28 protein-coding genes and 1 pseudogene are annotated in these 25,347 nt (G+C 34.7%); 14 read left to right on the top strand and 15 right to left on the bottom strand.

What is annotated here, in order from left to right; genetic code table 11:
- Nucleotides 1–5 precede the first annotated feature (5 nt).
- From purL to purH, 4 genes are read left to right on the top strand one after another with little or no spacing between them, the layout of a single operon-like run.
- Nucleotides 6–2,183: a phosphoribosylformylglycinamidine synthase subunit PurL gene (purL, locus tag CAV_RS04520; protein WP_094325314.1), complete on the top strand. Its 2,178-nt coding sequence runs from the start codon at nt 6–8 to the stop codon at nt 2,181–2,183.
- Nucleotides 2,180–2,938 (top strand): tellurite resistance TerB family protein, encoded by a 759-nt coding sequence (locus CAV_RS04515; RefSeq protein WP_094325313.1) that lies wholly within the window; start codon nt 2,180–2,182, stop codon nt 2,936–2,938. Before purL ends, CAV_RS04515 begins: the two co-directional genes overlap by 4 nt.
- Before the next feature lie 3 nt (nt 2,939–2,941).
- Nucleotides 2,942–3,907: a tetratricopeptide repeat protein gene (locus tag CAV_RS04510; protein ID WP_094325312.1), complete on the top strand. Its 966-nt coding sequence runs from the start codon at nt 2,942–2,944 to the stop codon at nt 3,905–3,907.
- Nucleotides 3,904–5,445 (top strand): bifunctional phosphoribosylaminoimidazolecarboxamide formyltransferase/IMP cyclohydrolase, encoded by a 1,542-nt coding sequence (gene purH / locus CAV_RS04505; RefSeq protein ID WP_094325311.1) that lies wholly within the window; start codon nt 3,904–3,906, stop codon nt 5,443–5,445. Before CAV_RS04510 ends, purH begins: the two co-directional genes overlap by 4 nt.
- Here the strand turns inward: purH and CAV_RS04500 are convergent.
- The 7 genes from CAV_RS04500 to CAV_RS04470 form a co-directional block, all read right to left on the bottom strand.
- Nucleotides 5,442–5,936: a hypothetical protein gene (locus CAV_RS04500; protein ID WP_094325310.1), complete on the bottom strand. Its 495-nt coding sequence runs from the start codon at nt 5,934–5,936 to the stop codon at nt 5,442–5,444. The two genes, purH and CAV_RS04500, sit on opposite strands and share 4 nt — an antisense overlap.
- The gene (locus CAV_RS04495) at nt 5,929–6,822 is read right to left on the bottom strand and encodes a hypothetical protein (protein WP_094325309.1); all 894 of its coding nucleotides are present in this window, start codon (nt 6,820–6,822) and stop codon (nt 5,929–5,931) included. Before CAV_RS04495 ends, CAV_RS04500 begins: the two co-directional genes overlap by 8 nt.
- A 113-nt stretch (nt 6,823–6,935) precedes the next feature.
- A complete protein-coding gene (gene era, locus CAV_RS04490; RefSeq protein WP_094325308.1) occupies nt 6,936–7,802 on the bottom strand; it encodes a GTPase Era in 867 nt (288 codons plus the stop codon).
- The gene (gene hslU / locus CAV_RS04485) at nt 7,799–9,118 is read right to left on the bottom strand and encodes an ATP-dependent protease ATPase subunit HslU (protein ID WP_094325307.1); all 1,320 of its coding nucleotides are present in this window, start codon (nt 9,116–9,118) and stop codon (nt 7,799–7,801) included. The genes era and hslU overlap by 4 nt, the downstream gene beginning before the upstream one ends.
- Entirely contained in the window at nt 9,115–9,660 is a 546-nt protein-coding gene (hslV, locus tag CAV_RS04480) for an ATP-dependent protease subunit HslV (protein WP_094325306.1), read from the bottom strand. The genes hslU and hslV overlap by 4 nt, the downstream gene beginning before the upstream one ends.
- Nucleotides 9,660–10,103, bottom strand: a complete 444-nt coding sequence (rplI, locus tag CAV_RS04475; protein ID WP_094325305.1) for a 50S ribosomal protein L9 — start codon at nt 10,101–10,103, stop codon at nt 9,660–9,662. Before rplI ends, hslV begins: the two co-directional genes overlap by 1 nt.
- Entirely contained in the window at nt 10,103–11,323 is a 1,221-nt protein-coding gene (locus CAV_RS04470; RefSeq protein ID WP_094325304.1) for an argininosuccinate synthase, read from the bottom strand. The genes rplI and CAV_RS04470 overlap by 1 nt, the downstream gene beginning before the upstream one ends.
- A 116-nt stretch (nt 11,324–11,439) precedes the next feature.
- On the opposite strand from CAV_RS04470, the gene CAV_RS04465 reads away from it, so the two are divergent.
- The 6 genes and pseudogenes from CAV_RS04465 to CAV_RS04440 all read left to right on the top strand — a co-directional run bounded on the left by CAV_RS04465 (nt 11,440) and on the right by CAV_RS04440 (nt 14,878).
- Nucleotides 11,440–11,685, top strand: coding sequence for an RNA-binding S4 domain-containing protein (locus CAV_RS04465; RefSeq protein WP_094325303.1), 246 nt, complete (start codon nt 11,440–11,442; stop codon nt 11,683–11,685).
- The gene (gene tsaE, locus CAV_RS04460) at nt 11,682–12,107 is read left to right on the top strand and encodes a tRNA (adenosine(37)-N6)-threonylcarbamoyltransferase complex ATPase subunit type 1 TsaE (RefSeq protein ID WP_094325302.1); all 426 of its coding nucleotides are present in this window, start codon (nt 11,682–11,684) and stop codon (nt 12,105–12,107) included. Before CAV_RS04465 ends, tsaE begins: the two co-directional genes overlap by 4 nt.
- Nucleotides 12,088–12,816: an LPS export ABC transporter ATP-binding protein gene (gene lptB / locus CAV_RS04455; RefSeq protein WP_094325301.1), complete on the top strand. Its 729-nt coding sequence runs from the start codon at nt 12,088–12,090 to the stop codon at nt 12,814–12,816. Before tsaE ends, lptB begins: the two co-directional genes overlap by 20 nt.
- Nucleotides 12,816–14,066 (top strand): RNA polymerase factor sigma-54, encoded by a 1,251-nt coding sequence (locus CAV_RS04450; RefSeq protein WP_094325300.1) that lies wholly within the window; start codon nt 12,816–12,818, stop codon nt 14,064–14,066. Before lptB ends, CAV_RS04450 begins: the two co-directional genes overlap by 1 nt.
- A pseudogene (locus CAV_RS04445) lies at nt 14,053–14,708 on the top strand (DNA-methyltransferase). Before CAV_RS04450 ends, CAV_RS04445 begins: the two are co-directional and overlap by 14 nt.
- 8 nt (nt 14,709–14,716) lie before the next feature.
- The gene (locus CAV_RS04440) at nt 14,717–14,878 is read left to right on the top strand and encodes a hypothetical protein (protein ID WP_157676319.1); all 162 of its coding nucleotides are present in this window, start codon (nt 14,717–14,719) and stop codon (nt 14,876–14,878) included.
- A gap of 26 nt (nt 14,879–14,904) precedes the next feature.
- Here CAV_RS04440 and CAV_RS04435 read toward each other — a convergent pair whose 3' ends face one another.
- Nucleotides 14,905–15,972 (bottom strand): tyrosine-type recombinase/integrase, encoded by a 1,068-nt coding sequence (locus tag CAV_RS04435; RefSeq protein ID WP_094325545.1) that lies wholly within the window; start codon nt 15,970–15,972, stop codon nt 14,905–14,907.
- A 669-nt stretch (nt 15,973–16,641) separates the two neighbouring features.
- Here CAV_RS04435 and CAV_RS04430 point away from each other — a divergent pair.
- The gene (locus tag CAV_RS04430) at nt 16,642–17,616 is read left to right on the top strand and encodes a YeiH family protein (protein WP_094325298.1); all 975 of its coding nucleotides are present in this window, start codon (nt 16,642–16,644) and stop codon (nt 17,614–17,616) included.
- Between the two features lie 78 nt (nt 17,617–17,694).
- Here the strand turns inward: CAV_RS04430 and CAV_RS04425 are convergent, their stop codons facing one another.
- From CAV_RS04425 to CAV_RS04400, 6 genes are all read right to left on the bottom strand, one after another.
- Nucleotides 17,695–17,910 (bottom strand): hypothetical protein, encoded by a 216-nt coding sequence (locus CAV_RS04425; RefSeq protein ID WP_094325297.1) that lies wholly within the window; start codon nt 17,908–17,910, stop codon nt 17,695–17,697.
- A 138-nt stretch (nt 17,911–18,048) separates the two neighbouring features.
- Nucleotides 18,049–18,654 carry an outer membrane beta-barrel protein gene (locus tag CAV_RS04420; protein ID WP_094325296.1) on the bottom strand — a complete coding sequence of 202 codons (606 nt, stop codon included), beginning with the start codon at nt 18,652–18,654 and terminating at the stop codon, nt 18,049–18,051.
- A gap of 212 nt (nt 18,655–18,866) precedes the next feature.
- Nucleotides 18,867–19,445 (bottom strand): hypothetical protein, encoded by a 579-nt coding sequence (locus tag CAV_RS04415; RefSeq protein ID WP_094325295.1) that lies wholly within the window; start codon nt 19,443–19,445, stop codon nt 18,867–18,869.
- A gap of 497 nt (nt 19,446–19,942) precedes the next feature.
- Nucleotides 19,943–20,236, bottom strand: a complete 294-nt coding sequence (locus CAV_RS04410; RefSeq protein ID WP_094325294.1) for a hypothetical protein — start codon at nt 20,234–20,236, stop codon at nt 19,943–19,945.
- 33 nt (nt 20,237–20,269) lie between these two features.
- Nucleotides 20,270–21,100: a signal peptidase I gene (lepB, locus tag CAV_RS04405; protein ID WP_094325293.1), complete on the bottom strand. Its 831-nt coding sequence runs from the start codon at nt 21,098–21,100 to the stop codon at nt 20,270–20,272.
- Nucleotides 21,097–21,951: a bifunctional 5,10-methylenetetrahydrofolate dehydrogenase/5,10-methenyltetrahydrofolate cyclohydrolase gene (locus tag CAV_RS04400; RefSeq protein ID WP_094325292.1), complete on the bottom strand. Its 855-nt coding sequence runs from the start codon at nt 21,949–21,951 to the stop codon at nt 21,097–21,099. The genes lepB and CAV_RS04400 overlap by 4 nt, the downstream gene beginning before the upstream one ends.
- A 63-nt stretch (nt 21,952–22,014) precedes the next feature.
- Between CAV_RS04400 and CAV_RS04395 the strand changes: the two genes are divergently transcribed.
- The 3 genes from CAV_RS04395 to CAV_RS04385 are packed head-to-tail and all read left to right on the top strand — an operon-like array spanning nt 22,015 to nt 23,886.
- Nucleotides 22,015–22,374, top strand: a complete 360-nt coding sequence (locus CAV_RS04395) for a c-type cytochrome (protein ID WP_094325291.1) — start codon at nt 22,015–22,017, stop codon at nt 22,372–22,374.
- Entirely contained in the window at nt 22,361–23,638 is a 1,278-nt protein-coding gene (gene hemL / locus CAV_RS04390) for a glutamate-1-semialdehyde 2,1-aminomutase (protein ID WP_094325290.1), read from the top strand. The genes CAV_RS04395 and hemL overlap by 14 nt, the downstream gene beginning before the upstream one ends.
- Nucleotides 23,635–23,886 (top strand): AtpZ/AtpI family protein, encoded by a 252-nt coding sequence (locus CAV_RS04385; RefSeq protein ID WP_094325289.1) that lies wholly within the window; start codon nt 23,635–23,637, stop codon nt 23,884–23,886. The genes hemL and CAV_RS04385 overlap by 4 nt, the downstream gene beginning before the upstream one ends.
- 28 nt (nt 23,887–23,914) lie before the next feature.
- On the opposite strand, the gene thiC is transcribed toward CAV_RS04385, so the two are convergent.
- Nucleotides 23,915–25,210: a phosphomethylpyrimidine synthase ThiC gene (thiC, locus tag CAV_RS04380; RefSeq protein WP_094325288.1), complete on the bottom strand. Its 1,296-nt coding sequence runs from the start codon at nt 25,208–25,210 to the stop codon at nt 23,915–23,917.
- Between the last annotated feature and the right edge of the window lie 137 nt (nt 25,211–25,347).

The following is a 25,347-nucleotide window of genomic DNA, read 5'->3' as shown; positions in this document are numbered from 1 at the left end:
TTTATATGGATAAAGAAACTATAAAGGCACATAAAATAAGCGATGAGGAATATGAAGAAATTTTAAGGATTTTAGGTAGAGAACCAAATTTACTTGAGCTTGGCATTATTTCTGCTATGTGGAGTGAGCATTGTTCTTACAAATCTAGCAAAAAATACCTAAAAAATTTCCCAACAAAGGCTCCTTGGCTCATACAAGGACCCGGAGAAAACGCAGGAGTTATAGACATAGGGCAGGGTATGGCTGCTGTTTTTAAGGTAGAAAGTCATAATCACCCAAGCTTTATAGAGCCCTTTGCTGGAGCAGCTACTGGAGTTGGTGGTATCTTTAGAGATGTTTTTACTATGGGAGCTAGGGTTGTAGCCTCTATAAATTCCTTGAAATTTGGGGATTTAAAAGATGAAAAGGTGGCAAAAAAACAAAAATATCTTGTAAAAGGCGTAGCTAGTGGAATTTCACATTATGGAAACTGCGTTGGAGTACCAACTGTGGGTGGCGAGACAAATTTTGATCCTTGCTTTAATGGTAATATCTTAGTAAATGCCTTTGCACTTGGAGTTTGCAAGATAAAGGATATATTTTACGCTAAGGCTGAGGGCGAGGGAAATTTAGTGCTTTATGCAGGTTCAAAAACAGGTAGAGACGGGCTTGGCGGAGCTGTTATGTCAAGTGATAGTTTCAATGAAGAAAGCAAAAAATTAAGACCAACTGTGCAAATAGGAGACCCATTTACTGAAAAACTACTTATGGAAGCTTGTTTAGAAGCTTTTAAAACTGATTATCTCATAGGCATACAGGATATGGGTGCAGCTGGACTTACATCAAGCTCTTTTGAAATGGCAGGGAGAAGCAAAAGCGGTATGAGGCTTTTTTTAGATAAGGTGCCTATGCGTGAGGAGGGTATGAATCCTTACGAGCTTATGCTTAGCGAATCGCAAGAACGTATGCTTTTGTGCGTAAAAAGAGGCTTTGAAGATAAGATTATAGAAATTTTTTCTAAGTGGAATTTAGACTGTGCCGTTGTGGGCGAGGTTATAAGTGGAGATAAAATGGAGCTTTTTTGGCACGGAGAGCTTGTGGGACTTTTGCCTATAAATGAGCTTAGCGAAAATGCTCCTATGCTTGATAGAAAGGTAGCTAAGCCAAAATATTTAGACGAGATAAAAAGCTATAAATTTAAGCTAAAGCAAAGTGCTAAAGAGCTTTTTTTAAAAATGCTTTCTAATGAAAATGTCTGCGATAAGGGCTTTATTTACGAGCAATATGACCATACAGTGCAAGCAAATACCATAAAAGCTCACGGAAAAAGCGGTGCAGCTTTAATTAGAGTAAAGGAAAATAAGGCTCTTTTAGCAATGGCTTGTGAGTGTAATTCAAGCTTAGTTTATGTAGATGCTAAAATAGGAGCTGCTTTAAATGTAGCAAGTGCTGCTAGAAAGGTAGCTTGTGCGGGTGCAAAGCCTTTAGCCATAAGTGATTGTTTAAATTTTGGCAATCCACAAAATCCTGAAGTTATGTGGCAGTTTGCAAAATCTTGTGAGGGCATAAAAGAGGCCTGTGAAAGACTTAACACTCCGGTAGCAAGTGGAAATGTTTCTTTATATAATGAAACAGAGGGCGTAAGCATATATCCAAGCCCTACCATAGTTTGTGTTGGCTTAAATTCAAATGAAAATAAAGGCATAAAATCGCATATAGATGAGGCCGGACTTAGGCTTTATTTACTAGGCGATACAAGAGAGGATTTTTCAGCCTCCTTAGCAGCAAAAGTGCAGGATAATGTCGTAGCAGGAGAGCTAAGAGAGCTTGAGTATGAAAAAGAACTTGCACTTTTAGAGCTTTTACAAAAAGCAAATGAAAAATCCTTGCTAAAATGTGCTAATAATGTAGGCTTGGGTGGTTTAGCTATATCCTTGGCTAAAATTTTTGCGCATTCTTCCGTGGGCTGTGAGCTAGATGCAAACTTTAAAGATGAAGCCTTGCTTTTTAGCGAAAGTGCGAGTAGGGCGGTAGTAGCCTTAAAAGATGAAGAAGAGTTTTTAAAGCTTTGTGCTGACCTTGATATAAAGGCTACTTTCCTAGGACAAAGTGTAGATAATAACACCTTTAAGCTAGATAGTATAGAATTACCTTTAAATGAGCTTAAAAAGGTGTATTTTGAGAGTTTTAGGAAGCTTTTATGAGTTTTATTTTAATACTTTTAGCCATACTAGCCTTTTACTGGTATTTTAAAACTTGGGGAAAAAATGATGTTTTTAGCGGCATAAAAGGCTTTGCAAAGGGCTTTAAAGAGGGTATGATAGAAGAAAGGATAGATGAGTATAAAAAGAGAATGAATTACTATGTTATCGCTCTTTTAGCTAAGATTGCAAAAAGCGATGGCAGGGTAAGCGAAAATGAAGCCGATATGATTTCTCAAATTTTAGACGCAAACGCCAGAGATAAAAGAGAAAGGGACTTTTTAAAGGCTACCTTTAATGAGCACAAAGACAATATAAACGATGTTTTTATGGTGGCAAGGGAATTTACTCAAGAAGTGCCCTTGGCAAAAAAAGAATTTTTAAATGTCTTAAATTTACTTGTTTTTATGGCATTTATAGACGGGGAAATGAATGCTAAAAAAGAAGAAATGCTAAGAGAAATAGCAAGAGCCTTTTACGTCAGTGAGTATGAGCTTAAAGCCTTTATAGAGGGTATAAGCTCTAGAAAAAATGCAAACTCAAAGGCTATGAGCTTAGATGAGGCTTATAAAATTTTAGAGCTTGATAAAAATGCTTCTTTAAACGAGCTTAAAAAAAGATATAGAGAGTTAGCTAAGAAATACCACCCAGATATACTAAACGCAAATAATGTAAGCAAGGAAGAGCTTGAAAGAGGGGTTGAGAGATTTCATAAGATAAATGAGGCTTACGAGCTTATAAAAAAGAAGCTAGGATAAGTTTTGATAAAAAAAGTACTCTTTTGCCTTTGCTCTTTTTTAAGCCTTGCTTTTTCTTGTGAGAGTGCTAAAAGCTGTTTTGATTTGGCACAAAAGGCTTATGATTTAGCTAAGTTTGATGAAGCAAATTCTTTGTATGAAAAAGCTTGTGATTTTTCTCACTCTAAGGCTTGTTACACTTTGGGGATTTTAAACTATAAAAAAAATGATTATCAAAGAGCTGCTAATCTTTGGCAAAAGGCTTGCGATATGAAAGAGGTTTTTGCTTGTACGAATTTAGCTTATTTATATAGCGAGGCAATGGGTGTTGAGAAAAACTCCACCAAAGCAAGAATTTTAAATGAAAAAGCCTGTGAAATGAAAGATTCCTTTGCCTGTCATAATCTAGCTATATCTTATGCTGAGGCAAATATTAATGAGGAAGCAAAAAAGCTTTATAAAAAAGCTTGTGATGAGATGAAGCATAATGATTCTTGTTTAAATTTAGCCTATTTATACTATTATGATAAAAAGTATCAAGATGCAGCCTTATTTTGGCAAAAGGCTTGTGATATGAACTTAAGCGATGCTTGTTTTAACTTAGGCGTTTTATATGTAAATGCTAGAGGTCTTAAAAAGGATATTTCAAAGGCTAGGTATTTTTATGCAAAGGCTTGTAAGATGGATGATTCTAGAGCCTGTAATAATCTTGGAGCGAGTTTTTATGATGAAAAAGACTATGAAAAAGCCCTTGTTTTGTATGAAAAATCTTGTGCTATGAATGAGGCTGTGGCCTGTAAAAATTTAGCCTTTTTGTATGAAAATGCTATGGGAACTGAAAAAAATAAAGAAAAAGCCGAGGCCTTTTATTTAAAGGCTTGTATTTTAGGCAATGAAGAGGCTTGCGTTTTTTATAAGAATTTAAGCGTTTTTAACTTTTTTGTAGTGGATATTTATGAGTTTATAAAAAATATTAAGGAGAGAGAATGAAAAGAGCTTTATTAAGCGTAAGTGATAAGGATGAAATTTTAGATTTTGCTAAGGAACTTGCTAATTTAGGCTTTGAGCTTCTTAGCACAGGCGGCACTTATAAGCTTTTAAAAGAGGGTGGCTTAGAGGTGCTTGAGGTTAGCGATTTTACACAAAGTGCCGAGCTTTTTGAAGGGCGGGTAAAGACCTTACACCCTAAAATTCACGGAGGAATTTTATATAAAAGAGCCGATGAAAGCCATAAAAAACAAGCACAAGAAGCTGAAATAAAAAGTATAGACCTAGTCTGTGTAAATTTGTATCCTTTTAAGCAAACGACACAAAAAACGCAAGATTTTGATGAGATAGTTGAAAACATAGACATAGGAGGACCAAGTCTTTTAAGAGCGGCGGCAAAAAACTATAAAGATGTCTGGGTGCTTTGCGATAAATTTGATTTTAAAGCTGTTTTAGAAAGCCTTAAAAAAAATGATGAAGAAGATTGCTTAAACCTAAGACAAAAGCTTATGATAAAGGCTTTTGAGCATACTGCAAGCTATGATGCTTTCATAGCAAATTATATGAATGAAAGATTTAAGAAAGGTTTTGGAGATACAAAATTCATAGTTGGCAAGAAGTGCTTTGATACAAAATACGGAGAAAATCCTCATCAAAAGGGTGCATTGTATGAATTTGAGGATTATTTTACTAAAAATTACAAAACCCTAAAGGGCGAGGCTTCTTTTAATAATCTAAACGATATAAACGCAGCCTTAAGCTTAGCCTCATCTTTTGGTAAGCTACCCGCAGTAGCCATAGTAAAACACGCAAATCCTTGCGGCTTTGCCATAAAAGAAAATCTGCTTTCAAGTTATATAAATGCTCTTAAGTGCGATACTGTCAGTGCTTATGGAGGAGTGTTGGCTATAAATGGAACTTTAGATGAAGCCTTAGCTAAAAAGATAAATGAAATTTACATAGAGCTTATCATAGCTGCAAATGTGGATGAAAAGGCTTTAAAGGTATTTGAAAACAAAAAGCGTATAAAAATTTTTACTCAAAACACAGACTTTTTAGTCCCTGCTTTTGATAAATATAGCTTTAAGCACATAAATGGAGGCTTTGTTTATCAAGAAAGTGATTTTGTAGCTAAAAATGAGCTTGAAAATGCTAAATTAGTTTCTCTTAGAAAAGCGGACGAAAGGGAGTTAAAGGACTTAGAAATAGCCCTTAAAATAGCTGCCTTAAGCAAGTCAAACAATGTAGTTTATGTGAAAAACGGTGCTATGGTGGCCATAGGTATGGGTATGACAAGTAGGGTTGATGCGGCTAAGGCTGCTATAAGCAAGGCTAAGGATATGGGGCTTGACTTAGAAGGCTGCGTTTTGGCATCTGAGGCCTTTTTTCCTTTTAGAGATAGCATAGATGAGGCAAGTAAGGTAGGAGTAAGGGCTATCGTTCAGCCCGGAGGCAGTATAAGAGATGATGAAGTTATAGAGGCTGCAAACCAATACGGCATAGCACTTTATTTTACAGGTGTAAGGCATTTTTTACATTAATCTTTCAAGCTTAAAAGCTCTAATTTAATTTGAGCTTTTAGCAAATTTTCTTCTTTATTCAAGCTAATTTCTGGCATTAAAAATACATATTTTGAGCCTTGCAAGGCTTGTATAAAGTATATGATTTTAGAAAAATCACTTTCTAATTCTATTAAAATTGTGTATTTATTTATGTATTTTTCTTGATTTGATGAATTTTTGATACTTAAAAATGCCAAAGAATGTTGCTGAGCTAGGCTGTATAATTCATCTAAGATATTTTTATAACTTGGCCTAAAATGCTTTAAAATGCTATTTAAATCCTCAATTTTCTCTCTTTGCTCGCTTAAATTTGCCTGCAAATCCTTTAAATTTGTAGTATCGTTTAAGTTTTTGCTATCATCTTGAAAATATAGTGCCAAAAACACAGCAAAAATTATATTTAACACAGCCAATAAAGCCTTTTCTCTGTTGTTAAGCTTGTTTAGATAATAGGCTATTTTTTCACTCATCTTTTAACTCTAATATTATATTTAAAAAGCCATTTTCGATTTTTTTGCCCTTTAACACGAAATCCTTATTTTCAAAAAGCTCTTTAATAAGCTCGTCGTTGCTATCTTTCATGCTAAGTATCAGTTCTTTACCGTTTATTTTAAGGCTTTTAAGCTTTATTTTGTATTTGTCTAAAAGCTCAAATATAGGCTTTATATCGCTTATGAATATAAAAGGAAGCAAATTAAGTTCTAGTTCTTTAACGCTTGCTTCTTGATTTTTAAGTAAAATTTCATTTTGTAAAAGCTCGTTTTTTAGTGCTTCAAGCTCCTTGTCATCGATTTTTTCAAAACTAAAATTCGCAAGTTTTGGATAAAAAAATACAAGCAAAAAGCTTAGTATAAAACTTATGGCAAGAAATTTAAGAAAAGATTTGTCCTTGCTGCTTTCATCTCGCGTGAAATTTAGACTATCTTTTATATCTAAATTTTTAAGTTTGTTTACATCTTCTTGTTTTATTTCTTTTATTTCTAGCTCAAAATAAGGCTCTAGTGACTTAATCATATTCTTATCATCACTTTGTATAAAGATGATTTTGCTTGCGTACTCCTTGCAAATCTCTTTTATATAGTTGCTTTGTATAAATTTTTCTATATCATCATTTAAGCTTAAAGCCTTTAAATAAAGCAGTGTTTGCTCCTTAAAAAAGGCGCAAAAGGCGTAATCTTTTTTAAAAACAAGCACAACAAAGCTATCTTTATCGTTTAAATCTTTATAAAACATAGGCTCCGCAAGGTTTATGCTAGCTTTTGGGTCTAAATTTTCATATTTTGTAAAAAATACATCAGCCTCGTTTGAATGCACATCATACGAAAAAGCGTAAGAAAATTTCTCATCCTCTATCATAGCTTCCTTTGCAGCTTTTTCAAAGATTTCCTCTTGGCTAGAACTTTCTTTTATTTCTATCTTTATATGCTTAAGTAGCTTGAAAGAGCAGAGTTTGAGCGATGGTTCTTTATTTATCTTAAGATTTTTTCTAAAAATTGTTTATCCTTTGTCCATGCCTTTTTTACAAGCACGAAAAGTTCTAAATTTACCTTGCAAGAGGCAAATTTCTCTATCTTTTTCCTGGCCTTTATGCCTATTCTTTTTAAGGCCTCTGCGTTTTTGCCTATTAGTATCTTTTTGTGTGCTTGGGTGTCTGTGATTAAATTCGCACTGATATGCAATATATCATTTTTATTTTTTACTTCATTTATTATCACATCGCTACTATAAGGAAGCTCGTCAGCAAAGCTTTCAAATAAAGCTTCTAGGATAAATTCTCTATAAATATCTCTTTGAGAGCTTGAGCTTAAAATATCCGTATCGTAAAAATAATGGTCGTAGTTAAGGTGTTTGCACAGCTCGTCAAGTAGGATGTTTTTATAAGCTTTTTTCTTGCAAGAAAAAGGTATTAAAGCTTGAAAATACTTATCAAATTTCGCATATTCTTGTATCTTATCTAAGAGATATTTTTTGTCCTCTAAATCAACCTTATTAATCACAAGTACATGCTTCACATCCTTATGAAATGCTAAAAAATCCTCGTAATCTTTTGTACTATCCTTAACGCTCACCACAAAAAGCACTATATCACAGTCTTTTATGGACTTTTTGGCACTTTCTATTAGACTTTGGTTAAAAAGCTTGTCGCTTTTGTGAAGTCCGGGCGTGTCTATAAAGATTATTTGCTTATCATCATGCATAACGATAGCATTAATCTTTCTTCTGGTTGCGTTTCTTTTGTGAGAGACTAGGGCGATTTTCTCGCCTAGCAATGAATTTACAAGTGTGCTTTTACCGGCATTTGTTCGCCCTATAACGCTTACAAAGCCGCTTTTCACAAGATATACCTAGCCAAATCTTTGTTTTCTACTATGTCTGAAAGCTTCTCATCGACAAGTTCTTTCGTTACAACAAAGTCCTTGCCCGCATACTCATCAGCCTCAAAGCTAAGGTCCTCTAAAAGCTTTTCTATAACGGTGTGAAGTCTTCTAGCGCCTATGTCTTGCATTTCCTCGTTTGCTCTGCTAGCTATGTCGGCTATGTGTTTTATGGCCTCATCATCAAATTCTAAGTTCACGCCCTCTGTTTTTAAGAGCTCTTTATACTGCCTTAGCAGTGAATTTTTAGGCCTGGTTAAAATTTCATAAAGTGCTTTTGAAGTTAGACTATCAAGCTCAACCCTTAAGGGAAAACGGCCTTGAAGCTCAGGGATTAAATCGCTTGGCTTGCTAAGATGAAAGGCTCCAGCTGCTATAAAAAGTATGTAATCAGTCTTTAAATTTCCTATCTTAGTTTGCACATTAGAACCCTCTACTATAGGCAGCAAGTCTCTTTGCACGCCTTCTTTACTCGGGTCTTGCCTGTTTGAATTTGCACTTGAAACGGCTATTTTATCAATCTCATCTATAAAGATAATGCCCTCATTTTCAGCCCTTCTTAAAGCCTCTGTTTTTATGCTTTCCATATCTAAAATTTTCTCGCTAGCCTCATTTTGCAAGGCATTTTTGGCGTCTTTTATTTTCATTTCCTTTTTAACTCTTTTAGAGCCAACGCCAATTACTTTTACAATATCTTGCATAGCTCCCATTTCAGGCGGTAAATTTGGGTTTGTATCAAACATATTTTGAGAAATTTCTATTTCTATCACACTTTCATCTAAGTCCCCATTTTTAAGCTTTTTGCGCATTTTTTCAAGGCTATTTTTATACTCATCTTGCTTTTCCTCGCTAACCCCTTTTGGCAGAGGCGGTAAAAGCTTTTCAAGGATTTTTTCCTCTATAAACTCATCTATCTTGTCTTGATTTTTTTGTCTTTGTTCATTTTTTACCAAATTTAAGGCCGCATTTGCCAAATCTCTTACCATGCTTTCGACATCTCGTCCCACAAAGCCAACCTCTGTGTATTTGCTAGCCTCAACCTTGACAAAAGGAAAGCCAAGCATTTTGGCTAACCTTCTTGCGATTTCGGTTTTACCGACACCGGTTGAGCCTATCATAAGTATATTTTTTGGTATGATGTCATCTTGCATTTCAGCACTTAACTTCATTCTGCGGTATCTGTTTCTAAGTGCTATGGCTATGAGTTTTTTAGCCTGTGCTTGTCCTATAACATACTCATCTAAAAATTTGACCGTTTCTTTTGGTGTTAAATTCATTCTGTTTTATCCTCTATGCTGTAAATATTTATGTTTGTGTTCGTGTAAATGCAAATTTCACCCGCTATATTAAGGCTTGATTTTACGAGCTCTTCCTCATCTAAGTTAGCATGTCTTGCTAGGGCACGTGCCGCTGAAAGTGCGTAGTTTCCACCGCTTCCTATGGCTGCTATAGCACCATCTTCAGGCTCTACCACATCTCCTGTTCCAGATAGTAAAAATATATGCTTTCTATCAAGCACCAACATCATAGCTTCTAATTTTCTTAAAAATTTATCTTTTCTCCAAGCCTTTGAAAAATCAATCGCAGCCTTTAAAAGGTCTCCCTTTGAGCTTTGAAGCAGATTTTCAAACATATCAAAAAGCATGAAAGCATCAGCAGTACTACCAGCAAAACCGGCTAAAACCTTGCCATTGTTTAGTTTGCGAATTTTTACAGCATTTCCTTTCATAACCGTATGTCCAAAGCTTACTTGTCCGTCTCCGCCTATGACTGATTTATTCTTGCCTTTGTAGGCTAAAATGGTAGTTGCGTGAAACATTACTGTGCCTTTACTTCTAGTTTAAAATTTGCTTGTATACTGTGTCCTAGCTTTGCGCTTATATCATAAGTTCCTAGCTCCTTTATGCTAGGAAGCTCTAGGCTTTTTTTATCTAGCTCTATATTTTTTTGTTCTTTTAAAGCACTTGCTATCTCATCCTTTGTAACCCCACCAAATAAATGTCCATTGGCTCCCAAAGGCTTAGATATGCTTATAGTGATTTTTGCCAGCTCCTCTTTTAGTTTTTCTAAATTTGCTAGCTCAAAACGCAAATTTTCAGCCTCTTTTTTCTTATCAGATTCGTATTTTCTTAAAACCTCTGTGGTGGCCGCTTTTGCAAAACCCTTTGCTATCAAAAAATTTTGCCCGTATCCGTCTTTTACCTCTTTTACCTCTCCTGCCTTACCAAGAGCTTTTACATCTTTTATAAGTAAAACTTTCATTAAAATTTCCTTCCAGCTTTTCCAGCTATGATGAGACGCAAGGCGTTTAGTTTTATGAAACCTGCAGCGTCTTTTTGATTATAAACTTCATCCTCTTCAAAGGTAGAATAAGCAGCATTAAACAAGCTATCATTTACACTTTCTCTACCTCTTACTATCACATTTCCTTTGTATAGTTCTAAATAAACCTTGCCATTTACGCATTTTTGCGATTCATCTATCAAGGCTTGTAGCATCACTCTTTCAGGGCTAAACCAAAAACCATTGTAAATTAAATGTGCATATCTTGGCATAAGCTCATCTTTTAAATGAGCCGCTTCCTTATCAAGCGTTATGCTTTCTATAGCTCTGTGAGCCTTTAAAAGTATAGTGCCTCCCGGAGTTTCGTAACAACCTCTACTTTTCATACCTACAAAGCGGTTTTCAACTATGTCAAGGCGACCTATGCCGTGCTTAGCTCCTAGTTCATTTAGCCTTGTTAAAAGTCCTGCAGGGCTTAAAAATTCATTATTTATGGCTACTAAATCGCCCTTTTTAAACTCAAGCTCTATTTTTTCACTTTCATTTGCTGCTTCTTTTAGGCTTTTTGTCCATCTCCACATATCCTCCTCAGGTGCTTTTGCCGGATCTTCTAAAACAAGTCCCTCATAAGATATATGAAGTAAATTTGCGTCCATAGAGTAGGGTGATTTACCCTTTTTCTTAGATATATCAATGCCGTGTTTTTGTGCGTAAGCAAGTAGCTTTTCACGGCTGTTTAAATCCCACTCTCTCCAAGGTGCGATTATCTTTAAATCCGGATTAAAGGCTAAATATCCAAGCTCAAATCTTACCTGATCATTTCCCTTGCCCGTAGCTCCGTGGCTAACTGCGTCAGCTCCTGTTTGTATGGCTATTTGGGCTTGGGTTTTTGCTATTAAGGGTCTTGCTATACTTGTTCCTAGCAAATACTCGCCCTCATAAATGGCATTTGCCCTAAACATAGGAAAAACATAGTCCTTTACAAATTCATCTCTTAAGTCTTTTATAAAAATATTTTCCTCTTTTACGCCCAAGCTTAAAGCCTTTTTTCTAGCTTCTTCTAGCTCATCGCCCTGTCCTATATCAGCGGTAAAGGTTACAAGCTCGCACTTATACTCATCTTGTAGCCATTTTAAAATTATGCTGGTATCAAGCCCACCAGAATAGGCTAAAACCACTTTTTTAACACTATCTTTCATCGCATATCCTTAGAAAAAAAATAAAATATAATTGTAACTAAAAATCCTTATAAAAAAAAGCTAGAAAATAAGCATTTTTTGTTCCAAATTTTTATCTTTTTTGTTAAAATTATGATATGAGAATAGATAAATTTTTAAACACGGTAAATATCACAAAAAGAAGAGCAATTTCTGAGGATATGTGTAGAAGCGGTGTTGTTAGCATAAATGATATAGTTGTTAAACCTAGCAAGGAGGTTAAGGTTAAAGACATAATCTCTTTGAAATTTAACACCCATACCGATATATACGAGGTTTTAGCCATACCTACTGTTAAAAATATAGCTAAAAACAGGCAAGATGAATTTGTAAAAAAACTATGAGAGAATTTATACTAGCAAAAGATGAGTTAAATAGCATTTGTGAGCTTATAAAGGATGAGGGCATAGTGCTTTTACAAGGAGATTTAGCAAGTGGAAAAACAAGCCTTGTAAAAGCCATAGCTAGATATAAGGGCGTAAGCGAGGATGTAAGCTCTCCTACCTTTAGCATAATGCAAAGCTATCAGGCAAAAAATACCAAAATTTATCATTATGATATATATCAAAATGGCTTAAAAGCCTTGCTAGAAAATGGTTTATTTGAAAATTTCTTTGAAAAAGGGCTTCATTTAGTAGAGTGGGGGCAGGAGGATTTAGAGGCTTATCTTTTAAAATTTAAGCTAGAAAGTATGCTTATAAAGCTTAGCACTACAAAAGATGAAAACAAAAGGAAATACAAGGTTTATGAGCATTTTAGAGGTTAAAAATTTAGAAAAAATCATCAAAAAAACAAAGATCATACACGGCATATCCTTAGAAATTCATAGTGGCGAAATAGTAGGGCTTTTAGGACCAAATGGAGCTGGAAAAACCACTACTTTTTATATGATTTGTGGGCTTATACCGCCTAGTGCTGGGGGCGTTTTTTTAGATGATGTTAATATAACAAAAGACCCTTTACATAAAAGGGCTAGAAAGGGCATTGGTTATTTGCCTCAAGAAAGTAGCGTTTTTAAGGATTTATCTGTGGAGGATAATTTACTTTTAGCTGGGGAGTTTTTCTACAAAGATAAAGACATTTTAAGAGATAAGATAGAACAAATGCTAGAGCTTTTAAGCATAGAACCTATAAGGCTTAGAAAGGGTTTAAGCCTAAGCGGTGGAGAGCGAAGAAGATGTGAGATAGCAAGATCGCTTATGTGCAATCCTAAATTCTTACTACTTGATGAGCCCTTTGCAGGTGTTGATCCCATAGCTGTGGCTGAAATTCAAAGTCTTATAAAGGAGCTTAAAAAGCTAGACATTGGAGTTTTGATAACAGATCATAATGTAAGAGAAACCTTAGCCATCTGTGATAGAGCTTATGTTATAAGGGCTGGCTCTGTTTTAGCAAAGGGTAGTGCTACTGAGATAGCACATAATCAAGATGTGAAAAAATACTACTTAGGAGCGGAGTTTAAACTCCTAGACTAATGTTAAGACAAAAAGTAAATCAAAGCCAAAAGACAAAACTATCTCAAACCTTGCGTTCTTGGCTTCCCATACTTCAAGCAAATATAGAAGATTTAAAAGAAAGCCTAGATGAATTTACAAAGGACAATCCTTTCGTAAGCGTAAAAGAAAACATAAGCTCAAGAGATAGTAAAAACAAAAGCTTTTATGATAGCTTTCATAAAAACTCGATAAGCGACACCCTAGAGGCTATGAGCATAGGCAAAAAAAGCGTTTATGAGCTTTTAGATGAGCAAATACTCCCACCCCTTTTTCCAACTCAAAAGTCCCAAGACATAGCAGCAAAGATAATTCAGTGTTTAAATAATGAGGGTTATTTTGAGTATGATGAGGAGCTTTTAAAGGACTTTTCAAAAGAAGAGGTTGAAAGAACTAGAAAGAGATTTAAATTTTTAGAGCCTGTGGGAGTTGGTGCTATTGATTACAAAGAAGCCTTTGAATTTGCACTTGAGGGCTTAGAGCTTGATGATGAGCTTTATGAATTTTGCCTTGTTTTAATAAGAAATTTTGAAAACATACAAGAATACACCAAAGAAAAACTATACAAAGAGGCTTTAAGCATTATAAAAAAATTTAGCATACCGCCTTTTATAGAGTATTTTGACGATAGCGCACAAATCACGCCTGATATATACATCTACAAAGACGCAAATGAAATAAAGGTCAAAATAAATGATGAGTATTATCCTGAAATTTCTTTAGAAACTGATTCTATGACGCACGAGTTTTTAAACTCATACATAAAGGAGGCTAAAAATTTAGTAGATGCCTTAGAAATGAGAAAGGCCACACTTTATAAAATAGGGCTTATGATAGTAGAACATCAGTATGATTTTTTCTTAGGCAAGGATATAAAGCCTATGAGGTTGCAAGATTTGGCTGAGGATTTGCAAAGGAATGCTTCTACCATTTCAAGAGCTATAGCAAATAAATATTTAGCTTGTGAAAGGGGGGTAATACCTCTTAAAAACTTCTTTTCCACAGCACTTGATGAGGAGGGCGAAACCTCAAATGCTGCTATAAAAGACTATATACAAAATTTAATCAAAAATGAAAACAAGAAAAAGCCGCTTAGCGATGAAAAGCTACTTGCCCTAGCTCAAAAGGAATTTCAAAACATACAAATAGGCAGACGCACCATAGCTAAATACAGGCAACAGCTAAAAATAGCAAATTCAAGCGAAAGAAAAAAGCTTTATGAACTCTCCTAAATTTAATCACAAAAACGAGATAGACGGACTATCTTTGCTTAAGTTTTAGAAAATCAAAGCGTGGATTTGTGCTTTTTTGATCCACAATATAGAGGCGTTTTAGATAAACTTAAGTATGGAAATGAGGGCAAAAAGCGGGGCAGGGCAAGAGCGCAGCTAGAACAAATGAACGAGGAAACAATAATAACTTTCATAAAGGAGATAAATAGAATTTTAAAGCCCTCAAAATACCTCTTTTTGTGGGTGGATAAATTTCATTTAGTTGAGGGCGTGAAACCTTGGCTTATAAATACTTCTTTTAAACTTGTGGATATGATAACTTGGGATAAGCAAAAGATAGGTATGGGCTATAGAACGCGTAGAAAAAGTGAATATCTTTTAATCTTGCAAAAAGAGCCTATAAAGGCTAAGGCTACTTGGAGCTTGCACGACATAACTGATGTTTGGAGTGAAAAAGTTGATAAAACACACCCTCATCAAAAACCCTTAGAACTTCAAAAAAAGCTTATCCTAGCCACTACAAAGGAGGGCGATTTGGTGTGCGATCCTGCAAGTGGCTCTTTTTCTATATTAAAGGTTTGTGAGCTTACAAGGCGAAAATTTATCTTTGCTCTTTCTTTCAAATGGATAAAACAATCTTAAAGAGTGATTTGAAGGATAAATTTGAAGAAAATGAACTTTTAAACGGTAGGGAATTTTGTGAGCTCTTAAGTCTTGATTATGATGAAATAGTAGAGCTTAGAAAGAGGGATACTAAGCAAAATTTAAGATATTTTGTAAAAGAGCTTTTAAAAATCAAAGAGCAGTGTTAAAGAGTTGTAAAATTTAAAAGGCTATTTTATTTCTTCTCGCTTACTTCTTTTGCTACTTCAGCGGCAAGCCTTAGTTTTTCGTTATCAAAATGTGTATAAATTCTTGAGGTGTTTAAGGAAGCGTGTCCTAGGGCTTCTTGCACCAAGACCAAGTCTTTTTGCTTTTTATAAAGTAGGGTGGCAAAGGTGTGTCTTAGCATATGAGCGCCGTTTTTTTGCTTACGAATTCCAGCCTTAAACAAAATTTGCTCAACTATCCTTGAAACATAGGCTTGGGTTAGGGCAGAGCCTTTGTTGTTGGTGAAAAGTAGATTGTCTTTGTTGTTATAATTTATATTAATTTGGCTTAAAAGATGAGAGATGAGCTCTTTTTTTACCATAACAACTCGGTATTTATTGCCCTTGCCTCGTATCCTAAAGACATAAAGATCCCTTTCCTCGCTTATATCTTTTAGCTTTAAATTTATAGCCTCGCTAACTCTAATGCCTGTAAAAATGATGATTTTTATGATGAGTTGATTTCTTGCTGTGTTTTTTTTAAAATCCACCTGATCAATGGCTTCTAAAAAGCTAACAAGCTCTTCCTCGCTCATAAACTCAGGCAATTTCTCTCCCCTAAGACCGCTTATACCAGCCCAATTTTTAAGACTTATATCATATATATGTGCCTTGCCTTCCTCCTCATTTTGCTTGTCTAAAAAGTCAAAAAAATTCATCATAGAAATTCTATAATTTTTCTTTGAGGCGTCAGAAAGTGAGGCTGTGAGGCTTGACAAAAGCTCTATGACAAGCTCCTCATCAATTTGCTTCATAGAATAAAGCTTGTATCTTATCAAAAGATCATACATTTTTTTAAGTGGTATGAAATAAGTATTAACCCCAGTAAGTCCGGCATTTCTAGCCCTTTTTGCTAGTGCGTCAAGCTCTTCTATGGATCTTACATTGCGAGATAGACAAAAATTCACAGCTGCGAGTTCGTTTGGATTTTTAACCTCTTTATTTGATAAGGAATTTAGCTTAAATTTCACATAACGAGTAAGCCAAAAGAGTAGGGAGGATTTAAAATCATCTTCGCAGTCAAGTGGGTATTTCATCAAAACCTTCTTTAAAACTTTTAAAGCATGATACAATAAAAAAATGAATTTATATAAAATTTTACCTCCTTACTTTAATCAAGAATTTAGCAAGGCAAAGGCTAAAAAATTTCTATCTTTATTATTTATATTTATCTTTAAATATTTATATTAAATAAAACTTAATTAATATGTAAAATTATATGATAAAAGGTAAAAATATATAAAATAATAAATTTTGTATTGAAAACTATAATTTTCAAACTTTTTTTAAAATCTCTTCTTCTACTCTCTTATATATAAACAAAAGCTTATTTTATAGTGTTTATAGCATTTTACCTTTTATCATATAAAAACTTATCCATAAAATTTTTTATATTTTTTTGCAGAGAATTTTACCTAGATGAAATAGCTTTGAAAGATTTTAAGAAAATATAAAGATAAATTTAGAATATTATAATATTTATATTATTATCATAATTTTATATTAATGATAATAAAAAGTTTTAAGCTATTTAAATTGATTTAAAAAATGAACTTTAAAACAAAGAACAATATAATTATTTCATTAAGATGTAAGGTTAGCTCTTTTGCAATACTATTTTAAGAGCACTGCCCTACTCTTTTTTTAAATTTCAAGCCTTAAATTTTAGCTATAATACTTCTTTTAATAAATAAAAAGGATTTTTAGTGTTATATGGGCTTTTATTCACTTTTTTACTAAGCATTTTAGCCTTTTTTCTTTCTAAGCTTTCTTTTATAGAGGCTTTACATCTTTCTCCTCTTATACTAGCTATATTTTTAGGACTTCTTTTTTCAAAGCTTTATTTTAATAAAAACGAGCTTTTTGCAAGTGGAGTGGCTTTTAGCGCTAAAAAGATACTAAGGTTGGGCATAATCTTATATGCTTTTAACATATCCTTAAGTGAAATTTTAAGCTTGGGCTTTAGTGGAATTCTAGCCTCTCTTATTATGATTTCTTTTGTTTTGATACTTGGCTTTTATATAGGAGTGAGATTTTTTAAGTTAGATAAGGAGCTTTCTATCCTAGTTTGCATAGGCTCTGCGATTTGCGGTGCAGCAGCTGTTTTAGCCCTAGAATCAGCCTTAAAATCAAAGGCTTATAAAGGAGTGATAGCAGTTTCTACCGTGGTTCTTTTTGGACTTTTATCTATGTTGCTTTATCCCATACTTTACAACAGCATCTTAGATTTTAAGCCGCTTGAAATGGGCTTTTTTATAGGGCTTTCCTTGCACGAGGTGGCAAATGTCGTAGGAGCTGGTGCGGCTATAAGTGAGGAGGCGGCAAATTCAGCACTCATAGTAAAGATGATAAGGGTCATACTTTTAGTTCCTGCCTTACTTATAATATCCTTTTTGTTTTCTAAGAATTCAAAAGACAAGGCTCTACACATACCCTACTTCGCACTAATCTTTTTGGCTTTAATCATTGTAAATTCTTTATTTGCTCTCAATGAAAATTTGATCTTTGTTTGCAAGTTTTTGTCCTTGATATTTTTGTCTATGGCTATGGCGGCCTTGGGTTTGCAAATTAATATAAAAAGTCTAGCTAAGCAAGGTTTAAACAGCTTTGCCTTTGCCTTTGTTTTGTTTTTATTGCTAGGAGGTTTAGGATATATTTTGACTATTTTGTTTGTGGCTTAACTTAATCTCACTTGTCATCTTTGTATGTTTTCTGAGTGCTAATGACAATTTGTGCTATGCCCACTATCGCACAAATTGTCATTCTAAATCCTTTAAAATCTTTCTAGCTTTTAAGTATATCTTAAGCATTATAAACAAGCCTACAAGCAAAAGAAAACTCACAATAATTCCTATTGTTGTTTGATTTGTTGTTAATTTTTCTATGTTGATAATAGCGTAGCCAATTATTGCAAAAATAGAACTTAATATAAGCAGTATCATTGCCCTATAAGTTGCTATATCTTCTTTTATCATATCCTTTTTTGCTCACGAATGATTAAACAAAAATTCATATTTTTGCTGAAAATTTCAAGATTTTTTGCAAGTTTTTAAAAGTAGAATTAAGAAGTTAAAATTAAAGAATTTAGCGAGGATTTGTCCTCGCTAAGGGTTTTAGAAGTTGTAAGAAGTTCTAAGACCTATGATAGAGTTGTTGATTTTTTGATCATATATTTTTACAGAGCTATAAAGACCTGTTCTAGTGTAAAGTTCTGTAGTGAATTTAGAACCAAATAGTTCGTAGTTAGCTCTAAGACCAAGATTTAAGCCTAGATCAACTCCACCTTTGCTTTTGCCTTGTTTATCAACAACATATTCATAGTTAACATAACCAAGACCTAGACCACCAAAAGCACCGAATTCTACACCACCTGAAGTGAAGTTATAGATAGCATCAGCGTTTACATAAAGATTCCAAGGAGCTTTTAAATGTGGCTTATTAGAACCGTCTGTATAGTTTCCACCAAAATCAATACTTGCGTAATATCTAGCACCAAAGGCATTATCAAACATTTGATTATAACCACCATATACACCAAATCTTAAAGGTGAAGTTCCTTTTCTACCTTCATCGCCAGAGCTTGTTAAACCCAACCAAGATATTTTATTTCCAGCTGAACCATATCCCCAGCTAAGACCTGCGAAATATCCGCTTTCCTCAGCCACAGCAGAAGTACTTAAAGCTGCTACAACAGCTACACTAGCTAAGATTTTTTTCATAGCAAATTCCTTTATAAAGAAAATTCATTGTTTTTTATAAAACAATCGGACACCATTATAAAACAATATTTATTAATAAATGCTTAATAATATGAATTTTATCTATTTCATAGCTCTTTTGCTAAAAAAATATCAATTTTTAAGCAAGTAAGATTAAAATTTAAGAGTTTAGATTTGATTTTAATATAAGGCAAAAGCCCTATCTTAGATGATTAAAAGAGATAAGAGGTTCTTATGCCTATTTGAGAATCAGAGCCATTTAAAACAGAGTCTATGAGTCCTGTTCTTGTGTAAAGCTCTGTGCTAAATTTAGAGCCAAAGGCTTCGTAATTTATCCTAGCACCTAAATTTATACCAAGTCCTAAGCCTGTTTCGCTAGTAGAAGCTTGTCTAAACTCGTATTTGCCATTAACAAGCCCGAGTGCTAAACCGCCATACACTGAATATTCTATGCCATCTTGCTCTAAGAACTTATATATGGCATCGGCGTTTGCATAAAGGTTTATGCTAGAATAATGAGCTTGATTGCTGCCTCTTGTATAATCTGTGCCAAAGTCAAGGGTGCCGTAGTATCTAAGGGCTAAATTTGAATCAAGCACATCTGTATAACCGCCATAAAGTCCAAATCTATGTCCTGTGTAAGCATTAGAACCTGTTAGCCCCAGCAAAGATATGCCATCAGTAAAAGAGCCATAAGCATAGCTTAAACCTGCAAAATATCCGTCATTTTCAGCCATCAAAGAGCTAGAAAGCGCACAAATTAAAGCTGTAGAAGCTAGAATTTTTTTCATATTTTTCCTTTGTGTTTTATATAAAGGACTTATTTTAGCTAAAAATTATGAATTAATGCTATAATCTTGTAAATTTAAGGGTATAGAGATTTAAATGGCAATAGCTAGCTTTTTTGCCGGAATTCATGGTTGCGGTAAGACTACCTTGTACTACAACGAGCTTGAAAGGGGTTTGAATTAGTTAAATTTGTACTTGAAATATCGCTAGTTACAAGCCTTTGTAAGTCTTATCATCTCTTTTTTTGCTATTCTGATTATGTCTATGATTTTTATCTCTTTATTTTCGTCCAAAATTCCTATAATTTTATAGTTGGAAATTCTTCACCTATAAGCATTTTTATGAGCTTTAAAGCTTTAACATTTGGCATATCGAAAGGGTTTTCAGCCACTTTTATTTTACTTATTAAGATCGCTATTTTTAAGCCTACTTCTTTGTTTTTATGTAAATTTTTTCGTATTCTTTTTGTGCCTTATCTTTTATTCTAATCTCAAACATACTAATCTGCCCCATTAGCAATGTCTTGCATTAGTTCTTGCTCTAACCTTTCATATCCTTTTGGATTTTCTTTTTTATATTCTTGCAAGTCTTTATAAAGCTTGCTATCTTTGAACTTGACAAAATTTTCTTTTGCGTAAATCACTTTTAAGATATTTTCTTTGTCGTAAATGTTATTTTCTATTTCCTCTAATATTTTTTCATGTTTTTTTCTTAGATTTTTTAGCTTTTGATTGGATTTGATGTATAAATCATCTAACTCGCTTATATCTAATTCATTATAATTTACTGCCATGATTTATCCTTTATAATAAGTTTTATTTCGTTCTTAATCCCCGCTTATTCTTATAAATTTTTCATCATTTTCCAAGGTATCTACAAAGCGACCTATCCTATCCCAACGGATATTTTTTTTGCTATCCCAGGAAAAATACACTATCCAAGGCTTGCCGATGATAAATTTGTAATGCACAGAGCCCCAAAAGCGACTATCCTCAGAATTAGCCCTATTATCTCCCATCATAAAATACTCATTTTCAGGCACCACAAAGCTATAAGCATTCGCACCGCTAAAGGAAAATTCGCCAAAAGAGTTTATAACTTCACTTTGCATTGCGAATTTATTTAAACTCATGGCTATGGCGTAAAGTTGTTCTAAATTTACGCTTTCATCATAATGTATCCCCCTTTGTTTGTATGGTTCTTTAACGAAAAGTTTGTTATCAATCTCTACTAAGTCATTAGGATAATTTTGCCTCATATACTCATCGCCCTCGCTCATACGCACATACAGGCTATTTGCACTTACTAAAACTTCATCGCCTCCTTTGGCAACACATCTTTTAACAAAGTGAATTTTGGGATTTTTAGGGTAGCGAAAGACAACTATATCGCCCCTTTGTGGTCCCTCGGCAGATATTAAATGTCCATCCCCATCAAAATCAGGCAAAACGGGTATTTCAAGCCAAGGCAAATGCGGGGTTGGTATGCCATAAGAAAATTTTTTAACAAAGAGAAAATCGCCAACAAGCAAGGTGTTTTTCATAGAACCACTAGGTATAACAAAGGCTTGTATAAAGACAAATATAACTATTAAAACTATAATTATAGAGCCTAGCCAAGAATTTGAAAAATGTTTAATCTTTTTAAAAGTGCTCATTTTGCAGCCTTTAGTCTGTTTTTAGCTGCCTTAACGGTGTTTTTAAGAAGCATTGCTATGGTCATAGGCCCTACTCCGCCGGGAACCGGGCTTATAAAAGAGGCCTTTTTGCTAACATTTTCAAAATCCACATCGCCAAGCAGTTTTGAGCCTATTTTATTGATACCAACATCAAGCACTATAACACCCTCTTTTACCATATCTGCTTTTAAAAGGTTTGCACAGCCTGCTGCTACGACGATTAAATCAGCCTTTTGTGTGTAGGTTTTTATGTCTTTGGTTTGTAAATGACAAATGCTAACAGTTGCTTCCTCATTTAAAAACATCATTAAAAGCGGCTTACCTACGATGTTTGAAGCACCGATGATAACGACATCAAGACCCTTTAAATTTATCTTGTATTCCTTTAAAAGATATATGATACCAGCTGGGGTGCACGGCAAAAAGGAACCTTTGATGTTTGCACTTAAAAAGCCTATGTTTGTAGGGTGAAAGCCATCTACGTCTTTATTTGAATTTATGCTTTGTATGATGATGTCTTTGTTTATGTGGCTTGGCAGAGGAAGTTGCACTAAAATTCCATCCACGCTATCATCGTAATTTAACGTGTTTATGAGTGCCAAAAGCTCATTTTGCGTAGTGTCGTGGCCTAGCTCATAGACTATAGACTTAATTTCGCATTCTTTACAAGCCTTTGCTTTGTTTGAAACATAAGTTTTACTAGCCTTGTCATCGCCTACTAAAATCACAGCCAAGCAAGGCTCTATACCATTTTTTTTCAGTTCATTCACTTCTTGTTTTAACTCGTCTTTAAGCTTTGTGCTAACTTTTTTACCGTCAAGTAAAGTCATTTATATCCTTTTAAAAATAAAAATTGTATCATAGCATAACTTCTTTATTTATTAAGGTTGCTGGTGAAAATAATATTTTTGTTTTTTTTATCTTTCATAGCTTTGGTAGCTGAAGATTTTATAAGTTTAAAAGAATACTCAAAAATGCTTTATGAAAACCCTCGCGGCGTGTCTTGCAGCAAGTGCCACGGAGAAAGCGGAGAAATGCAAATTTTAGGGCACTATGAAAAAAAGGGCAAAAGAATGGCTTTTACCGTGCCTAGCATACAGAATTTAGAATTTAAGGATTTTAAAAAATCCTTAAGTGAAGCAAAACAAGCAAGCAGCATAATGCCAACATACTCTTTAACCGATGAGGAAATTTTGATACTTTTTAACTATATACAAGAAAAAACTAAGGAGCAAAAAAATGCAAAACAGTAAAAAAGCCTTCAAAGAGGCTCTAAAATACATACCCGGCGGCGTAAATTCCCCCGTAAGAGCTTTTAAATCAGTTGGTACAAATCCGCTTTTTATAGATAGTGGCAAAGGTGCTTACATCAAGGATATAGACGGAAATTCATACATAGACTATGTGCAAAGCTGGGGGCCCCTGCTCTTTGGGCACTGCGATGAGGATATAATGAAAGCTTGCAAAAAGGCTTTAAAAAAGGGTTCAAGCTTTGGTGCTCCAACGCTTTTAGAAACAAAACTCGCAAAAGCTATCTTAAAAGAATTTAAGCATATAGATAAAATTCGCTTTGTAAGTTCAGGTACAGAAGCTACGATGTCTGCCATAAGGCTTGCTAGGGGTTACACAAAAAGGGATAAAATTTTAAAATTTGACGGCTGTTATCATGGGCATTCTGATTCTTTATTAGTGAGTGCTGGAAGCGGTGCTGCTACCTTTAACACACCTTCATCTTTAGGTGTTTTAGAAGATGTGGCTAAAAATACCCTAGTGGCTACATACAACGACATCAAAAGCGTAGAAGCTCTTTTTGACAAGCATAAAGACATAGCCTGCGTGATAATAGAACCAATCGCTGGTAACATGGGCTTAGTGCCTGCCAAGCAAGAATTCTTAGAAAAATTACAAGCACTTTGCAAGAAAAATGGCACTGTGCTAATCTTTGATGAAGTTATGAGCGGCTTTAGAGCCTCTTTTCATGGCTCTTTTGGCATAAATGGCATAGAAGCTGACATCATCACCTTTGGTAAGGTTATAGGAGGCGGCTTGCCAGCTGCTGCTTTCGGAGCAAAGGACGAGATAATGTCCATTTTAAGCCCTTTAGGCGGAGTTTATCAAGCAGGAACTCTAAGTGGAAATCCTTTGGCCATGGCGGCCGGACTTGCTAGCATAAAAAAGGCAAAAAAAGATAAAAATCTTTACAAAAATTTAGGCAAGCTAGCTTACAGGCTAAGCTCAGGCCTAAAAGAAGCGGCCAATGCTGCTAACATTGCGTTACAAACTTGCTGTGTTGGTTCTATGTTTGGCTTTTTCTTTAACGAAAATGAGGTAAATAACTACCAAGACGCCAGAAAATCAAATTTACAGCATTTTGCCTCCTTTCATAAGGCCATGCTAAAAAGGGGAATTTATCTTGCTTGTTCGCAGTTTGAAGTGGGCTTTATCTGTGCTAAGATGAATGAAAAGATGATAGATACAACCATAAACGCAGCCTTTGAAAGCATGAAAGAGCTATGAGTAAAAAGCAAAAAATCATAAAAAAAAGCATAGAAGCAGCGGACGGGCTTTCGCTTGGAATTTCCATAGTGGTGGCGGTTTTAATAGGCATTGGCATAGGATACGGCCTAAAAGAACTCACAGGCTCACTAACGCTTTTTTTCTTTGGAGTTTTTATAGGCGTTGCAGCTGCTATATTAAATGTATTTAAGGCCTACAAGGCACAGGTTAAAGCTTATGATGAATTTAAAGATGATAGTATAAAGTAGTGCTAATCCCTAAAGATTAGCACTCAAGTCAAACTAACTTCACATCTTTTTCTTGCATTATTAAATTCATAGTATTCATAGCACACATTTTTCCGCACATAGAACAAGAATTTAAGTCATCCGGACGTCTTTCATTAAACATCTGCTTAGCCTTTTCTCCGTCTATTGCTAGCTTAAACATCTTTTCCCAGTCTATGTCTTGCCTTGCTTTGCTCATCTCATCATCAATTTTTCTTTCCTTAGGAAGCTTTGCTATATCTCCTGCGTGAGCGGCTATCTTTGTGGCTACTATACCATCTCTTACATCAGCTAAATTTGGCAATCTTAAATGCTCAGCTGGTGTTACATAGCAAAGTATATCAGCTCCAGCTGCAGCCGCAACAGCTCCTCCTATGGCTGAACTTATATGATCATAGCCAGCACCTATATCAGTAACTAAGGGTCCTAGCACATAAAATGGCGCACCGTTACAAATCCTCTTTTCAAGCTGCATATTCGCTTCTATCTCATTTATAGCCATATGTCCTGGTCCTTCTATCATCACTTGCACCCCGGCTTGCCAAGCTCTTTTTGTAAGCAGTGAAAGCTCGATAAGCTCTGCTATTTGTGCTGCATCACTTGCATCATGAGTGCAACCCGGTCTTAAGGCATCTCCTAAAGAAAGCGTTACATCGTATTTTAAGCAAATTTCAAGCAAATCATCATAATACTCAAAGAAAGGGTTTTCAGCTTCTTTCATAGCCATCCAAGCATAAAGTACTGAACCTCCCCTTGAAACTATATTTGTAATCCTTTTTGTGCCCTCTTTAAACACCCTAGCCGCACGAGAATTTATACCAGCGTGTATAGTCATAAAATCAACCCCACTCTTTGCGTGATGATAAACCACATCTAAAAAATCCTTAGCACAAATTTGCTTTAAATCTTTTTCCAAAAAGCCCACCGCATCATACACAGGCACAGTGCCTATCATGGCTTTAGATCTTTTTATAAGCTCATCTCTAAAGGCTGAAGTTTTGCCGTAATTACTTAAATCCATTATGGCTTCTATCTTAAATTTATGTGCTAAATCAACCTTTTGCATTTCCTCGCTGTAATCCACGCAGTCATTTGAAACGCCTAAATTTACATTTACCTTAGTCCTTAAACCAAAGCCTATGCCATTTGGGTCTAAACTTGTGTGATTTATGTTTGCAGGGATTATTATCTTGCCACTTGCTAAATTCTCAAGCAAAAAATCCTCACTTAGGCCCTCTTTTTTGGCAACTATTTGCATTTCTTTAGTGAAAATACCTTCTCTTGCGTATAGCATTTGAGTTTTCATCTTTATCCTTTGAGAAAAATTTGGATAAATGAAGGGTATAAAAGTATGTAAAAGTAGATAAATTCTCCCGCCGCTAGCATTATCTAGGTCCGGTTCGGTCTAAGCTTTTAGCTTACTCTCAGCCTGTATCACAAGCT

Origin of the sequence: Campylobacter avium LMG 24591, from assembly GCF_002238335.1 — a bacterium.
Taxonomy (GTDB): Bacteria; Campylobacterota; Campylobacteria; order Campylobacterales; family Campylobacteraceae; genus Campylobacter_D; species Campylobacter_D avium.
This window is presented reverse-complemented; position numbering and strand designations above follow the sequence as displayed.